Source organism: Flavobacterium potami, assembly GCF_020026915.1.
Lineage (GTDB): Bacteria > Bacteroidota > Bacteroidia > Flavobacteriales > Flavobacteriaceae > Flavobacterium > Flavobacterium potami.
Genome location: NZ_JAINUY010000007.1, coordinates 318,209 through 333,429 on the forward strand (window position 1 = coordinate 318,209; position 15,221 = coordinate 333,429).

The 15,221-nt window shown below is 34.4% G+C and carries 16 protein-coding genes; 13 read left to right on the plus strand and 3 right to left on the minus strand.

Features of this window, described 5'->3' with window-relative positions; translation table 11 throughout:
• Window positions 1-27: 27 nt before the first annotated feature.
• On the minus strand, window positions 28-468 hold the full coding sequence (locus tag K6T82_RS20200) for a hypothetical protein (RefSeq protein WP_223709990.1): 441 nt from the start codon (window positions 466-468) through the stop codon (window positions 28-30).
• A 287-nt stretch (window positions 469-755) separates the two neighbouring features.
• Here K6T82_RS20200 and K6T82_RS20205 point away from each other — a divergent pair, with 287 nt between their 5' ends.
• The 9 genes from K6T82_RS20205 to K6T82_RS20245 all read left to right on the plus strand — a co-directional run bounded on the left by K6T82_RS20205 (window position 756) and on the right by K6T82_RS20245 (window position 8,628).
• Window positions 756-2,225, plus strand: a complete 1,470-nt coding sequence (locus K6T82_RS20205) for an MFS transporter (protein WP_223709992.1) — start codon at window positions 756-758, stop codon at window positions 2,223-2,225.
• Window positions 2,226-2,231: 6 nt separating this feature from the next.
• Entirely contained in the window at window positions 2,232-2,552 is a 321-nt protein-coding gene (locus K6T82_RS20210; protein WP_223709995.1) for a hypothetical protein, read from the plus strand.
• Between the two features lie 150 nt (window positions 2,553-2,702).
• Window positions 2,703-3,281: a hypothetical protein gene (locus K6T82_RS20215; protein WP_223709997.1), complete on the plus strand. Its 579-nt coding sequence runs from the start codon at window positions 2,703-2,705 to the stop codon at window positions 3,279-3,281.
• A 92-nt stretch (window positions 3,282-3,373) separates the two neighbouring features.
• A complete protein-coding gene (locus K6T82_RS20220) occupies window positions 3,374-5,590 on the plus strand; it encodes a molybdopterin oxidoreductase family protein (RefSeq protein WP_223709999.1) in 2,217 nt (738 codons plus the stop codon).
• A gap of 19 nt (window positions 5,591-5,609) precedes the next feature.
• Complete coding sequence (locus tag K6T82_RS20225; RefSeq protein ID WP_223710001.1) at window positions 5,610-6,179, plus strand: 4Fe-4S dicluster domain-containing protein; 570 nt, start codon at window positions 5,610-5,612, stop codon at window positions 6,177-6,179.
• 11 nt (window positions 6,180-6,190) lie between these two features.
• The gene (locus K6T82_RS20230; RefSeq protein WP_223710003.1) at window positions 6,191-6,700 is read left to right on the plus strand and encodes a QcrA and Rieske domain-containing protein; all 510 of its coding nucleotides are present in this window, start codon (window positions 6,191-6,193) and stop codon (window positions 6,698-6,700) included.
• Between the two features lie 18 nt (window positions 6,701-6,718).
• Window positions 6,719-6,973 carry a DUF6755 family protein gene (locus K6T82_RS20235; protein WP_223710006.1) on the plus strand — a complete coding sequence of 85 codons (255 nt, stop codon included), beginning with the start codon at window positions 6,719-6,721 and terminating at the stop codon, window positions 6,971-6,973.
• A 13-nt stretch (window positions 6,974-6,986) separates the two neighbouring features.
• A complete protein-coding gene (locus K6T82_RS20240; protein WP_223710008.1) occupies window positions 6,987-8,006 on the plus strand; it encodes a 2-hydroxyacid dehydrogenase in 1,020 nt (339 codons plus the stop codon).
• A 25-nt stretch (window positions 8,007-8,031) separates the two neighbouring features.
• Window positions 8,032-8,628, plus strand: a complete 597-nt coding sequence (locus tag K6T82_RS20245) for a hypothetical protein (RefSeq protein WP_223710010.1) — start codon at window positions 8,032-8,034, stop codon at window positions 8,626-8,628.
• 230 nt (window positions 8,629-8,858) lie between these two features.
• Here K6T82_RS20245 and lysS read toward each other — a convergent pair whose 3' ends face one another.
• On the minus strand, window positions 8,859-10,562 hold the full coding sequence (gene lysS / locus K6T82_RS20250; RefSeq protein ID WP_223710012.1) for a lysine--tRNA ligase: 1,704 nt from the start codon (window positions 10,560-10,562) through the stop codon (window positions 8,859-8,861).
• A gap of 270 nt (window positions 10,563-10,832) precedes the next feature.
• On the opposite strand from lysS, the gene K6T82_RS20255 reads away from it, so the two are divergent.
• The 4 genes from K6T82_RS20255 (at window position 10,833) to K6T82_RS20270 (ending at window position 14,256) form a co-directional block, all read left to right on the plus strand.
• Window positions 10,833-11,558: a hypothetical protein gene (locus K6T82_RS20255; protein ID WP_223710015.1), complete on the plus strand. Its 726-nt coding sequence runs from the start codon at window positions 10,833-10,835 to the stop codon at window positions 11,556-11,558.
• A gap of 88 nt (window positions 11,559-11,646) precedes the next feature.
• Window positions 11,647-12,399 (plus strand): hypothetical protein, encoded by a 753-nt coding sequence (locus K6T82_RS20260; RefSeq protein WP_223710018.1) that lies wholly within the window; start codon window positions 11,647-11,649, stop codon window positions 12,397-12,399.
• 5 nt (window positions 12,400-12,404) lie between these two features.
• Window positions 12,405-13,103, plus strand: coding sequence for a lipoyl(octanoyl) transferase LipB (gene lipB, locus K6T82_RS20265; RefSeq protein ID WP_223710020.1), 699 nt, complete (start codon window positions 12,405-12,407; stop codon window positions 13,101-13,103).
• A 301-nt stretch (window positions 13,104-13,404) separates the two neighbouring features.
• Complete coding sequence (locus tag K6T82_RS20270) at window positions 13,405-14,256, plus strand: nuclear transport factor 2 family protein (protein ID WP_223710023.1); 852 nt, start codon at window positions 13,405-13,407, stop codon at window positions 14,254-14,256.
• Between the two features lie 73 nt (window positions 14,257-14,329).
• Here K6T82_RS20270 and K6T82_RS20275 read toward each other — a convergent pair whose 3' ends face one another.
• Window positions 14,330-14,995: a ribonuclease HII gene (locus K6T82_RS20275; RefSeq protein ID WP_223710026.1), complete on the minus strand. Its 666-nt coding sequence runs from the start codon at window positions 14,993-14,995 to the stop codon at window positions 14,330-14,332.
• Between the last annotated feature and the right edge of the window lie 226 nt (window positions 14,996-15,221).

The window sequence follows — 15,221 nt, forward strand, 5'->3', positions numbered from 1 at the left end:
ACAAGCCTCTTTTTTTATAAACAGAAATTAGATTTTATCTTTTCTGCGCTCTTTCATATTGTCTCTCATTTTTTCTTTTTTCTCTTCTTGCAAAGCTTTCCATTTTGTGTATTGATCTGCTTTTAAAATTGATTTCATTTTAGCGTCGTTTGCGGCAACTTCATCTTCCATTTGTTTCTTAAAAGCCGCTTTTTCTTCTGCAGTTGGTTTAACGTTACTGTCTTTTTTATCTTTTCTAGCCTCTTTAAATTTTTCAGCTTTAGCGCTTCTGTCTGCTAAAAGCTGTTTTACTTGTGCTTGCTGACTGGCATCCAAACTTAATTCAGTTGTCAGTTTTTGAAGCTGTTTTTCATTACGTTGTTCAGGAGTCATTCTTTCCTTATGCTCACGTGTAGGTTTTTGATCTGCGTCTTGTGCAAAACTTGCTATTCCAACAAATAACATAGCTGCGATAAATAATTTTTTCATGTTAAGTTTTTTTTATTGTTATATCGATTAGACTTTGTTAGCAGAAACAGGTTTAATCTCACTTTTAAAATTGTGTTTTATTTAACAAATTGAGAATCAACTTTTTTAAGAATCAGTTTAAATAAGATTATGATAACGCTAAATCTGTATTTGTAAGTGTTTTACGTTAGATATTTTTTTTAACTTTAGAGAAACTATTGCTTTTCAGTAATTTATGAAAAATAGTTTTTTAGGTTCCCCATATTTCAGTAATAGATTTTCAAAAACATAATTTAATACTTTATCCTATGGCAGATCTTTCCCAATCTCATCGCATTCTTTTTTTAAATACTTTGGCTTTTGCCATTTGTTTCGCTTGTTGGACACTAAATGGAGTGTTGGTTACTTTTTTAGTTGATAAAGAAATTTTTGATTGGAGTGTTGTACAAATTGGTTGGCTTTTAGGAATTCCTGTACTAACAGGATCCATTATGAGACTGCCAATGGGAATTTTAACCGATAAATTTGGAGGCAGAATTGTGCATTCTGCTTTATTGATTTTAGCATCTATTCCATTATTTCTTTTACCATTTGCTGCTTCTTTTACTGTTTTTGCTATTCTGAGTTTTTTGTTTGGAATGGTAGGAACCAGTTTTGCAGTCGGAGTCGCTTCAACCTCAGTTTGGTATCCAAAAGAATGGCAAGGAAGAGCTTTAGGAATCTTCGGGATGGGAACTGCGGGAGCTTCTATAACGCCTTTTTTAGCACCTTCATTATTAAGTAAATTTTCAGAAACCGATCCAGAAAATGGATGGAAATGGCTTCCAGTAATTTACGGTTCCGCTTTATTGTTAATGGGAATTGTATTTTTAATTTTCGCTAAAAACAAAAAAAGCGAAGCACAATCTAAAACTTTAAAACAATTGGTTCAGCCTTTAAAAAGAGTGCGTGTTTGGCGTTTTGGAACGTATTATTTTTTAGTATTTGGTTCATTTGTGACTTTCTCGCAATGGCTGTTGCCTAATTTTATGAATGTCTATCATATCTCTTTAATTCTTGGCGGAATCTTTACTTCTTGTTTCAGTTTACCAGCCGGAGTTGTTCGTGCTTTCGGAGGTTTTTTGTCTGATAAATTCGGCGCTAGAAAAGTAATGTATTGGGTTTTGAGTTCTTCTGTGGTTTTAAGCTTTTTATTATTATTTCCAAAAATGGATATCACTACTTCTGGAAGCGGATTATTGGCCAGTAAGGCAGGTACCGTTACTTCAGTTGCCCCTGATAAAATAGTGATTGAAGGAAAAGAATATGCCATCAGTCAAAAAGATGAAAATCAGCCTAATTCTAAATTTTTTCCATCTAAAAAAACATGGCAGGAAGTGGTTGTAACAGAAAATCAAAAAGTACAAAAGAAAGAGCTGTTAGCAGAAGGAATTACGCAGATTCATTTTGAGGCCAATATGTGGATCTATTTAGTATTAGTCATTTTAATTGGAATTTCTTGGGGAATTGGCTCTGCAGCAGTCTTCAAACACATTCCAGATTATTTCCCTAATGAAGTGGGAGTGATTGGTGGTATGGTTGGTTTATTAGGAGGCTTAGGTGGATTCTTCGGCCCAATTGTTTTTGGGTATTTATTATCACTTACGGGATTCTGGACCAGTTCATGGTTTTTCATTCTAGCCTTATCGCTGACTTGTTTAATCTGGATGCATCGTACAATTGTGAAAATGACCAAAGAAAAATTGCCTGAAATGGCTCAAGATATTGATCGAAAATAAAATGTTATGAAAGAAAGAGCATTCAATACAAAAGCATTATTAATTGCAACAGTAGCTTCGGTTTTTATGGTCGTATTGGTTTTCTATGGATCAAGAAAACTGCAGAATTTTGATGCAGCTTTAGTGACTTACCTGTTCGGAACACTATTTGCATTTTTCGGAGTGGTCTATCGCTATACCGTTTGGTTACAAAGACCGCCAACTTGGATGTATTTCAAACGCGGTATTCATTTTCTTTTTACAGGAAAAGTATTTTCTCATTTATGGTTTTTAGGAAAAGAATCTGTAGAAAATATCGCTTTGCAGAAATTCATTTATCCGATATGAAAATACCGTTGGATAGCGCACTTTTGTATCGCAATTGGCTGTTTTTCTGCTTTTGCAATCACTTTTCCATTAACATTTGGATGGATTCATTTTACGTTAGCTCCAAACTCAATTTCGGTTTACGAAGCCCACTTTTTTGGTTTTAAAGTAATGGATTTCAGATTAGATTCTATAATGGCGTTTTTGACATTTCACGCCTTAAACTGGTCTTCGTATTTGGTTATTTTCGGATCGCTTTATTATTTGAGACGTCGTTTGACTAATCCAGGATTAATTGCGACTCAGACTTTTGAAGGTGATTTGCTACCACTTCTTTTATTAATTGCCATTTCGGTTACAGGTTTATGTCTTACCTATTCTTATCAGTTTATGAAAGGATTCGCATATGATTTTCTGGCTGTAATTCACGCTGTAACCGTTATTATGTTTTTGATATGGATTCCCTTTGGAAAATTCTTTCATATCATTCAACGACCGGCTCAGATTGGTGCGCATATTTATAAAAAAGAAGGAATGAAAAAGGGAATGGCAATATGTCCCGAAACCGGAAAACCTTTTACAACACAACTTCATGTCGATGATTTGAAAATAGTAACCAAACAATTGGGATTTGATTTTAGTGATGATGAAGGCAATTCGCATCTCGATTTAAGTCCAGAAGGAAAAAGAGACCGTTTGGCAAAAGCACATTTAAAAGCAAGACTCGAAGGAGGGAATTTATTTGGATAGAATTATAGTTTCAAGTTTAAGGTTTCAGGTTTCAAGTTATCGCGAGGAACTTGAAACATGAAACATGAAACAAAAAAATAACAAAAAAGAACATGGCAAAACTACCTGTATCAACCGAAAAAATAATTCAAGACTTTGGTCCGCATTTGAATTATACTCCAAAAGAAGGATATGAAGGACGCGACGAACCAGACAAAACGGTAAAAACACATTGTTGTTTCTGCGGAATGCAGTGCGGAATTCAATTATCTGTAAAAGACAACAAAGTCGTTGGTTTTGAACCTTGGATGGAGTTTCCGTTCAACGAAGGTCGCTTGTGTCCAAAAGGAGTTCAGCGTTATATGCAAAACAATCATCCCGATCGATTACTGCATCCGATAAAAAGAGTAGAAGGCAAAGGTTTCGAAAAAACAACTTGGGATGAAGCAATGGATAAAACGGTTTCTGAAATCAAAAGAATTCAGGAAAAATACGGAAAACATGCTTTTTCAATGCTTTCTGGAGTTTCGCTTACGAATGAGAAAAGTTATTTGGTTGGGAAATTTGCCAGAGTCGCTTTAAAAACAAGAAATCTAGATTACAACGGACGTCTTTGCATGGTAAGTGCGGGCGCAGGAAATAAAAAAGCATTTGGTTTAGACCGAGCTTCAAACAATTATTCAGATTTAGAATATGCTGAGGTTATTATTGTGGCTGGAGCAAATGTAAGCGAAACTTTTCCAACTTTAACGCATTGGATTTGGAAAGCAAGAGATCGTGGTGCAAAACTGATTGTAGTTGACCCGCGTGTAATTCCGTTGGCAAGAACTGCCGATATTCATTTGGATGTAAGACCAGGAACAGATTCTGCTTTATACGGAGCAATGCTGAAATATTTGGTTGATCACGACATGTTGGACCACGATTTTATAGACAATTATACGTCAGGATTTCAAGAAACTATTGATGCTGTAAAAGAATATACTTTAGAATGGGCAGAAGAAGTTACAGGAATTTCTAAAGAAAAAATCAAAGCCGCAGCCGAATTGTGGGGAAAAGCAAAAACCAGCTTTTTACTCCATGCAAGAGGAATCGAACATCACTCAAAAGGTGTTGATAATGTAATTGGTTGCATCAATCTAGTTTTGGCAACAGGAAGAATCGGAAAGCCTTATTGCGGTTACGGAACTATTACAGGTCAAGGAAATGGTCAGGGCGGGAGAGAACATGGTCATAAATGCGATCAATTGCCAGGAAATCGTGATATCGAAAACATGGAACACCGAAAATATATTGCCGATGTTTGGAAAATAAAAGAAGAAGATATGCCGCACAAAGGCATTACAGCTTATGAAATTATCGAAGCCATTCACAGTGGCGAAATAAAAGGATTGATTTCGATTTGTTTTAATCCGTTAGTTTCTCTTCCTAATAATAATTATGTGCGTTCGGCTCTCGAAAAACTAGAGTTTTATGTTGCGATAGATTTCTTTTTGAATGAAACTGCTCGCCATGCAGATATTGTTTTAGCAGGCTCATTACAAGAAGAAGAAGAAGGAACAACCACATCTGCAGAAGGACGTGTAATAAGAATCAGGCAAGCCGTTACGCCACCGGGCGAGGCAAGAACAGATACTTCGATATTATTAGAATTAGCCAAAAGATTAGGCGAAGAAGAGCGATTTACCTATGCCAATAGTGAAGCCATTTTTAACGAATTGCGAGTTGCTTCAAAAGGAGGAACTGCCGATTACAATGGAATCACGTATAAAAAAGTAGAAGACAATATGGGCGTTTTCTGGCCATGTCCAACCGAAGATCATCCCGGAACGCCAAGATTGTGGGAAGATAAAAAGTTTGCGACGCCAGATGGAAAAGCGCATTTCAATCCCGCTCCTTATAAATTGCCAGGCGAAATTACAGATGAAGAATATCCGATAATATTAACCACCGGACGTGTAGTATCGCAATATTTAAGCGGAACTCAAACTAGAAGAATCGGGAAATTAGTCGATCAGTTTCCAGAACCATTGTTGGAAATTCACCCAGAAATGGCTCGAAAATATAATATCCAGCAAAGAGAATTGGTAAAAGTTTCAACCAGAAGAGGGGAAGGAATTTTTCCTGCCAATATTGTAGAAACCATCAGAAAAGATACTGTTTTTGTACCGTATCACTGGCCGGGAAAAAAATCAGCCAATCAGTTAACACCTGGGACTTTAGATCCGATTTCTAAAATTCCAGAGTTTAAAGTTTGTGCCTGTAAACTCGAACCATTAGGAGAAATCGAAAATTCATCAGACAAACCAAATGCTTATGCAAGTGTTTAATCTATAAAAACCAACAATTATGAATGTAACGAATTATAATAAGAACGAAGAGTTTTTTGTAGACTTACAAAGATGCATTGGCTGTAAAGCTTGCGAAATGGCTTGTGCAGAATGTGAAACCAATGGTCAGGAATCTATGATTCATGTCAATTATGTAGAACGTGAAGTTACCATTCAAACCACCGTTCAGGTTTGTATGCATTGTGAAGATCCCGTTTGTGCCAATGTTTGTCCAGCTGATGCGATTTCGCAAGACGAATTTGGCGTTGTTCATACCGCAAATACGGAGCGTTGCATCGGTTGTTCCAACTGCGTGATGGCTTGTCCGTTTGGAGTTCCGAAGAAAATGGAAGAATACGATTTAATGATGAAATGTACAATGTGCTATGATAGAACCAGCATTGGCAAAAAACCAATGTGTGCAACAGTTTGCCCTAGTGGAGCCTTGTTTTACGGAACTCGCGCTCAAATCGAAGAAATGCGCCCGAACAGTACTCCAGTAAATTCGTTTGTATTTGGAAAAGAGCGCGTAAACACCAAAGTGAATATCATGATGCCAAAAGGAAGTACCGAATTACGAATATTCTAAATCTAAAATCCATGTCTAAAGAAGATAATTTAAGTGAAAACTGGAAGAAAGATTTTCCATATAGAAAGCAAGAATCGACACAAGTCAGCCGACGTGATTTTGCCAAATTTCTTACTTTGGTTTCTGGCGGTTTAATGGTCGGTAGCGGATTGGTTGCGGCAAAAGCCTATTTGTTACCAGCCGATGAAGTTGTAGGCGAACATTTTGTATGCGAAATAAAAGATATTCCGTCGGGAGGAACTAGAGGTTTTGTAATTGAAGGAAGTACAATTCCGTACATATTAGTACATTTAGAAAGCGGCATGTTTAGAGCTTTTGAGCAAAAATGCACGCACCTTTCGTGTGCTGTTTATTACAAGCCTGGAACAGGAATTATTCATTGTCCTTGTCACGAAGGATCTTTTGATGCTTTGACTGGAGATGTTGTTGCAGGACCTCCGCCGAGAGCTTTGCCACAATTAGAAGTGGTTTTAAAAGGAGAGAAAATTTTTGTAAAAGCTTTAGAAAATAAGGAAAGTTAATTGTCTAAGAAATATATTATGAGTACATTTAGAAGAAGCCAAAATCGGGCAAATCCAAATAAGTTGAATGTAATTCTTTCTACTTTAATATTTGTTTTAATCTTAAATGTAAGTATTCAAATTTGGTTATTGTATGCAGCGCTGAACAATGCGTTAGATCATAATAAAGAAATTTTAATTCCGGCATTTATAGGTTCGCTTATTTTATTTTTAATTGGTTTTGGATGGCTGTATTATCTCCCAAAAGGGAATTTTAAAAATAACAAAACATAAAAAAAAATCCTTTATGAGCTTAAATCTTGGTGCAAACAAAATTGCATTTTTCTCAACCCAGCCCTACGATAAAACGTTTTTCAATAAGTACAATGAAGATTTTGGTTTTCAATTGGATTTTTTCGAAACACAACTCAATCAGCAAACAGTAGCTTTAATTGAAGCTTGTGAAATTGTTTGTGTATTTGTAAATGATATTGTAAACGAAACGGTCATTAAACAATTGGCAGAAAAGAATGTCAAAATAATTGCGTTGCGTTGCGCTGGATTTAATAATGTTGATTTAGAAGCAGCTAAAAAGCACAACATCAAAGTTTGTCGTGTTCCAGCGTATTCTCCGCAAGCCGTTGCAGAACATGCTATGGCCATGATTTTGACTTTAAACCGAAAAACACATAAAGCATACAATAGAGTTCGCGAACAAAATTTCTCTTTAAACGGATTATTAGGTTTTGATTTATTCGGAAAAACGATCGGAATTATTGGAACGGGAAATATCGGAAAAGCATTTTCTAAAATTGCATTAGGTTTTGGCTGTAAAGTCTTAGCGTACGATATTGTTGAAAGTGAAGAAATGAAAAAAGATGGCGTTTCTTTTGTGGGCTTAGAAGACATTTTCAAATCAAGTGATATTATTTCGCTTCATTGTCCGTTAAATGATCAGACGAAACATATCATCAATACAACTTCGCTTTCTTTTATGAAAGAAAGTGTAATGATTATCAACACCAGCCGAGGCGGATTAATTGAAACATCATCAGTAATTGAAGGCTTAAAGGAAGGTAAAATTGGTTATCTAGGAATTGACGTTTACGAGCAGGAAGAAAAGTTGTTCTTTAGAGATCTTTCAGCAGATATTATTCAAGATGATGCGATTCAGCGTTTAATGAGTTTTCCGAATGTTTTGGTAACAGCGCATCAGGCGTTTTTCACCAACGAAGCTTTAACGCAAATTGCATTAGTAACTTTCAATAATATTAAATCGCTCTTGGAGCAAAATGATATTGAAAATAACGCAGCATTATTGGTTTAGAAAGTAATATTAAAAGAATCAGATTATGAAAAATAAAGTTCTAATTCTAATCGGAATTCTGTTCTTGTCTTCTTGTCAAAATAAAGAAGAGAAAAAAAATATCATCAAAACGATTGTTCAGGATACTTTATCCAAAACACTCGGCGGAACAGCAGATTTAAGTGAAGTTTCGGAAAAAGATAGCAAAGTAGTAGAATTAATCCAGAAACAACTACAGATTTTATTGAAGAAAGATTTACCTGCAATGACAAAAGAGGATCGTTATTTTTATTATGAAGCGTTCGATTTAAACAGCGATCAAAAAGATGAATATTTTGTTGGTTTCTCCAATTCGTATTTTTGCGGAAGCGGAGGCTGTTCATGCTATATTTTAAACAATGATGGAAGTTTGATAAACAAATTTACGGTAACCGATTTTCCAATTTTGGTTACAACAGAATCTTCAGAGAAATTCTATAATCTTTTAATGAAAAGCGCAGGAACATTCCATCTCATAAAAATGAAAAACGGAAAATATCCATCAAATCCTTCTGTACAAGAAAAATGGAAAGGAGAAGTTCCTAAGGAAAGTACTTCTGTTTTGGATATTCAAGGAAAGACATTGGAGAAGTATTCGTTTTAAATTTATAATATAAATGCAATTCTAAATTAAACCGGACTGAAGTCCGGTCCTACAATATGATTTGTTCCTTCGGAACAGAAAAAGAGCTTTAGCTCATTTATATTGTAGGGCTGGACTTTAGTCCAGTTGACGGTTGATGTTATATTGGCTGTATAAAATATAAATAAAAAACCCGACAGGTTTTTAAAAACCTGTCGGGTTTGGAAAATATTATTAAATCAAATTGAAATTTATCCCACCAATTCCACAAACTTAAACTCGCCTTCAACGACAACTTTTGTCAAACCGTGTTTAGATAAGTTTTTCATAGAAGCATCCCATTTTTTTCCGCTTAAGTTAGCAGAAACTTTAAGTTGAGATAAATCCATTTTGTTTTCGTTTCCTTTTAGTAAAGTAATGATCACTTTTTCTTCTTCAGTCAATTCGATCTGAGCTTGTTTTTTCTCAGGACGCATTTGTGGGAACAATAAAACCTCTTGAATCGAAGCGTTGTTTGTTAAATACATAATCAAACGATCCATTCCAATTCCCATTCCAGAAGTTGGTGGCATACCGTATTCAAGGGCTCTTAAGAAATCCTCGTCGATAATTCCGTTTGCTTCGTCATCACCTTTTGCAGCCAAACGCATTTGATCTTCAAAACGCTCTCTTTGGTCAATTGGGTCATTCAATTCAGAATAAGCATTTGCGATTTCTTTTCCGCAAACCATTAATTCAAAACGCTCCGTCAAATCTGGATTATCGCGGTGCTCTTTACAAAGCGGCGACATTTCTTTTGGATAATCAGTAATGAAAGTTGGCTGAATATAATTTCCTTCACATTTAGCTCCAAAAATCTCATCGATCAATTTTCCTTTACCCATTGTTTCATCAACTTCGATTCCCATTCCGCGAGCTGCTTCAAACAATTCTTGTTCTGTTTTACCAGAAATATCAAAACCAGTAAAATGTTTGATAGAATCAGTCATCGTAACACGAGCGTAAGGCGCTTTAAAGTTGATTTTATGCTCACCAAAAGTAACTTCGCTAGTTCCGTTAACAGCAATTGCGCAATGCTCCAATAAGCCTTCTGCAAATTCCATCATCCAGTTGTAGTCTTTGTAAGCTACATATATTTCCATTGCAGTAAACTCAGGATTATGCGTTCTGTCCATACCTTCGTTACGGAAGTTTCTAGAGAACTCATAAACACCTTCAAATCCACCAACAATTAATCTTTTTAAGTATAACTCGTTTGCAATACGCATGTAAAGCGGAATATCAAGTGAATTATGGTGCGTAATAAATGGTCTTGCCGAAGCACCACCAGGAATTGATTGTAAAACCGGAGTATCAACTTCTAAATATCCTGCGTCGTTAAAATAACCACGCATTGCCGTAAATAACTTAGTACGTTTGATAAAAGTTTCTTTAACCTGCGGATTTACAGTTAAATCTACATAACGCATTCTGTAACGCAATTCAGCATCGTTGAAAGCATCGTGTACATTTCCTTCTTCGTCAACTTTTGGCAATGGTAACGGACGTAATGTTTTACTCAAGAAAGTAAAACCACTCACACGAATACATTTTGCACCCACTTGAGTTGTAAATAATTCACCTTCAATACCAATAAAATCACCTAAATCGGTTAATTTTTTGAAAACCTGATTGTAGAAAGTTTTATCGTCACCTTCGCATAAAACATCACGATTAACGTACAATTGAATACGTCCTTCGCTGTCTTGTAACTCAGCAAAACAAGCTTTACCTTGATCACGAACACTCATTAAACGTCCCGCAACGATCACCTTCTTACCCTCTTCAAACGTTTCCTTTATCTGCTTAGATGTATGATTTACAGGAAAAAGATTAGCCGGATAAGGATTGATTCCTAAGTTGCGTAAGTTCTGAAGTTTTTCTCTTCTAATGATTTCTTGTTCTGATAATGCCATTTTGTGCTATTTTTTTAAGTGTGCAAAGATAAAATTTTTGTTTCAAGTTTCAACTCAAAGTGTTAAGGTTTTTTGCAGCAGAAATTTTCGTTTTTTCAGGAACGTTTTGTCCCGCTATCCATTTCAATCTTTTATGCCGAACCCCGGCACAAAAGGATTTCCATTTCTATCGGGGCTAGATTAGAAGTTTTTGTTTTCAAAAGAAGTTTTAGTTGGAACGCATTGAGTGAAAAAACTTACTATATTAGCCTTCTAGAATCTTTTTAAAACATGAAATATTTATCAGCCTTTCTATTTTTCATTTTATTATCAAGTTGTCAAATTACAGAAACAATTACAATCAATGCAGACGGAAGCGGAAAAGTTGAGGTCGTACAGCTTCGCGAAGAAAATAGTTACATGCAACTGGCTGGAGAAGAATATTCTAAAGAGAATGTTTTTGAAGATACGACTTACGTTTTCAAAGAGTATATAGACAAATACCGTGAAAACTTCTCGAAATATAAACCGGAAGAACAACAATTATTTCAAAAGTATTCGAATGTAAAAGTGCATCTTAAAAAAAGTTCATTCGAAAAAGAATATAAAAATGAATTTTCACTTCATTTTACTAAAGTTTCTGATATTCCAGATTTATACAAAACGGAGAATTATGCGTCAGATATTCAGCATAATTATGCTTTGACTGCCGAAAATCATTATTTCAGAATAGAATATACTTTTGACGGAAAAGTTTTTAAGCGTTCTGTTGTCATTATAAATGAAGTTGAATTTGAAAAAGCAAAAGGCGATTCAGAAAGATTCAAAGCTAAATATGGTGCTTCAAAATTGACACAATCGTATGTTTTAAAATACTATTTTCCCAAAAAAATAAAATCGGTTTCAAATTCAAAAGCAATTATTACTTCAGACCAAAAATCTTTGACTATAGAATTTCAACTTGCAGATTGTTTAAAAGATCCAGAAAGCACAAATTTGGAAGTAATTTTAGATTGAGCTAAGAAGTTTAGCAACTTCGAGGCTTAGTATCTCAGAACCTTAAAAAATAAAAAAGTTCGTATCTTTGATAAAAAAATGTACGACAATGAGATTATACAAATTACTTGGTTTTTGTTTTTTAGTTGCAACGTTAACGAGTTGTACCTTCACTGAAAATATTTACATCAATGACAACGGAAGCGGAAAATTTTCTGTAGACATGGATGGCTCTTCTTTAATGGAAATGGCAGGTGATCAAATTGCAGGGCAAATGGGAGACGATGCAAAAAAAGATATAGACTCGACTTTTACCTTCAAACAATTATTTGAACAGAAAAAAGACAGTATCGCTAAGTTGTCTCCAGAAACTCAAAAAGAACTGAAAAAATTGGAAAACTTTGTAGTTACAACCAAAATGAGTTCAGCAAAAAAACAGTTTTTAATGACTTTAGGAACTGATTTTAAAAATGTAAACGAACTACAAGATATTCTTCAAACTTTAAGTACATTTCAAAAGTTAGAAGGCGGAGCAAATGCTAGTCCGCTTGGAAGTGGGTTTGGAGACAACAATAGTAAATTAAGTTATACTTACGACGGAAAGAAATTTACAAGAAAAGCGACCATCGACCAGCAAAAGCTGGCAGCAAAACCAAAAGATTCTGCTGCAGATATGTCTAAAATGGTTTTTGCTTCTTCTAGTTATGTTGTAAAATATCACTTTCCAAAAAAGATTAAGAAAGTTTCTAATCCAAATGCATTGTTTAGTGACGATCGAAAATCAATTACCATTCAATACACTTTTACGGATTATATGGAGAATCCCGACAAACTTAACTTTGATGTTGAGTTTGAAAAATAATTAAAATGAACAAAAAAATCCAACTTCAGGATCTGGGCAAAAGAGATTATAAATCGACTTGGGAATATCAGGAAGAAATCTTCAAAGACATAGTCGATTTAAAAATCAAGAACAGAAGAGAAGAACTAGATCAGCCAACACCCAATTATTTATTGTTTGTAGAGCATCCGCATGTCTACACTTTAGGTAAAAGCGGCGATTTGGAAAATTTATTATTAAATGAAAAACAACTAGAGGCCAAAGGAGCGACTTTTTACAAAATCAATCGCGGCGGTGATATTACGTATCACGGACCAGGACAAATTGTAGGTTATCCGATTTTGGATTTAGAAAATTTCTTTACCGATATTCACAAATATTTGCGTTTTCTCGAGGAATCAATCATTTTGACTTTGGCTGAGTACGGCTTGGAATCGGGCAGAAGTGAAGGAGAAACGGGAGTTTGGCTTGGCGTTGGAACTCCGTTTGCACGAAAAATTTGTGCAATGGGCGTAAGAGCTTCACGCTGGGTAACCATGCACGGATTTGCTTTAAACGTAAATGTCGATTTAGGTTATTTTGATAATATTATTCCGTGTGGAATTCGCGGAAAAGGCGTTACTTCTTTAAATGTTGAGCTTGGTGTAGAAAAAGTAGACGAAGAAGAAGTCAAAGCAAAAATTATAAAACATTTAAAACAATTGTTCGAAGCAGAATTTGTTTAAATAATCTTCTAAAATACAAACCGTTTCCATTTTCAGGAAACGTTTTTTTTATTTAAAGCTTAAAAAATAAGCCCCTTTCAAACTAATAGCCTTGCTTTACATTTGCAAGAAAGGATTCAAAAATTTAAACAGAAAGCTATTTTTTAATGAAAATGGATTCAAAAAATAGAAAAACTAATTCGTAAGAGTTAAGATTTTGAAAGTATAGCAAATTATAGAACCCATGTAATTGTGTAAACTATTTATGCTAAATTTGAAAACATCGCTATTTATTATTCAATTAAATCTAACCCAATTCCTTATGAGAAAAATCTACTTATTATGTTTCCTTTTTATTCTTAATGGTCTTTTTGCTCAAAAGAAAGATAAATTATATCCAATTGCAGCTTATGAAAAAGTGTGGCAGGAAAAAAATAGTGATACCAGATTGAAAATGATTAAATCGATTTGGTTGGAAGACAGTACTTTCGAAGATCCTTCTGCTTCTATAAAAGGGACAGCGGCATTTAATAATGTAATCAATGAGTTTTATAAAAAATTTCCAGATGCCATTTTTTCATCAGGATCCAAGATCGTAAAAGATAACTATGTGACCTGGGAATGGAAAATTGTCGATGCTAAAAATAAACTGATTATGGGAGGTCGGGAGTTTGCCCGATTAAATGGAAAAGGACAGGTAAGTAAAATTATTAGTTTTTGGGATAAAGATGCAGTTTTGTCTGAAGAGGATCTTTTGAAAAATTTAGAAGCCGATAATTTGAAAGTTGTAGCAAAATATTATGAATGTCTTTTTAAAACAAGAGATTTTGATACAATGGGCGCTTTAATTGCTGATGGAGCAGTTTATAACCAAGCGTCGGGATTACCTTATGGAGGAACTTTTATTGGTTTTGAAGAATGGAAAAAAATGTTTACAAAATCAACTGAATTCTTTGATTTGCAAATAGAAAAAGAACCAACTTATTTTAGTGATGCTTCTAAAAATGAAGTTGTTATTTATTTTACCATAAACTGTAAATCTAAAAAATCTGGAAAATCAATGTCGATGCCAATTTCGGAGCATTTCGATTTGAAAAACGGAAAAATTACAGCGGTAAGACCTTTCTATTACGATACAAAACAATTTGCCGAGTTTTTGAAAAGCAAAAGATAGAATGAGTAGTGATTATTTACTAGTAATTACTGAAAAGTTAAAATGAAAAACGACCTAATTTTAGGTCGTTTTTTTATTCGAAAAAGTTAAGTTCCAATTGTTCGGGTAAAAGCCTGAAACTCATTCGATGGTATTTTGTTGTTCCGAACTCTTTTATCGCTTCGCGATGTTCTTTAGTTGGGTAGCCTTTGTTCTGTTTCCAATTGTACATTGGAAATTCTTCGTGAATTTGATCCATGTATTCATCACGATAAGTTTTTGCTAAAACCGAAGCTGCAGCAATGCTCAGGTATTTTGCGTCACCTTTTATAATGCTCTGATTCGGAATTGATTTTAACAATGCAATTTCATCAGACGTAAATTGTTTTCCAAAAGAGTTTTTAAGTCCAAGTTTTGCGTTTAAAGCGCGATTTCCATCTACTATAATATATTCGGGAACATGTTTGAGTTTTAAAATACATTCCTGCATTCCTTTCATAGAAGCATTTAGAATATTTATTTCATCAATTTCATCAGGAAATAAATGCGTAACAGCAAAACATAAAGCTTCTTTTTCGATAATTGGTCTTAAAAGTGCTCTTGTTCTCTCAGACAATTGTTTACTATCATTTAAGATCTGATTTTCAAAATTTTCCGGAAGTATAATTGCAGCTGCAGTAACAGGTCCAGCCAGACATCCACGACCGGCTTCGTCTGTTCCAGTTTCTAAACTAAATCCGGAGTAATTAAGTTGCAACATGTTTCTTTTTTTTATTAACGCAAATATTGCGTTTTTTTTGAAAGTTATCCAAAAGTAATTTAAAAATAGAAATTTAGTTTTTTGAAAGAGAGAACGATAGAAAAAAATGCAGCAAAGAGTAACTACGGTTTTTTCGATTTTTTTTACTAAGATAATTGCTACATTTTAATTTAAAAATGTCGTCAATATGTAGTCTTTTACCTCTTTAATTTGTTAATTATTTGTT